The sequence below is a fragment of the Mesorhizobium sp. M4B.F.Ca.ET.214.01.1.1 genome (assembly GCF_004791545.1).
GTDB classification, from domain to species: Bacteria; Pseudomonadota; Alphaproteobacteria; order Rhizobiales; family Rhizobiaceae; genus Mesorhizobium; species Mesorhizobium abyssinicae.
Window position 1 is genome coordinate 1 of the sequence record NZ_SRUX01000336.1, and the last position, 278, is coordinate 278.

Below are 278 nucleotides of genomic sequence, written 5' to 3' on the forward strand. Positions count from 1 at the left end.
GCCGAACTGAAGGCCGATCTCGTCGGCGAAGATCGCCTCGGCGACATCACGCCGCCTGTCCGGCCGCGCGGTCATGGCGTCACCTTGCGCCCGAACGCCTTCGCCGGCCGCGACGGCCGCACGGACGCGGGATTTGTGGCTGCCGTGGCTTTGCTCTCTTCAGCCGCGGGCGCCAGCATGCTCCCGCCGAAAACGCGAAAACTCGTCGGCGCCAATTCCGGCCGGGCGAGCACATAGCCTTGCACCATCGAGGCTCCGGATTTCTCGGCGAGATCGAG

1 protein-coding gene is annotated in these 278 nt (G+C 68.3%); it reads left to right on the forward strand.

Going from position 1 to position 278, the window contains the following annotated elements; all coding sequences use genetic code 11:
- The coding region (locus EN857_RS35170) for a hypothetical protein (RefSeq protein ID WP_189522857.1) at positions 1 to 237 on the forward strand (237 nt) is incomplete at its 5' end.
- Positions 238 to 278 lie beyond the last annotated feature (41 nt).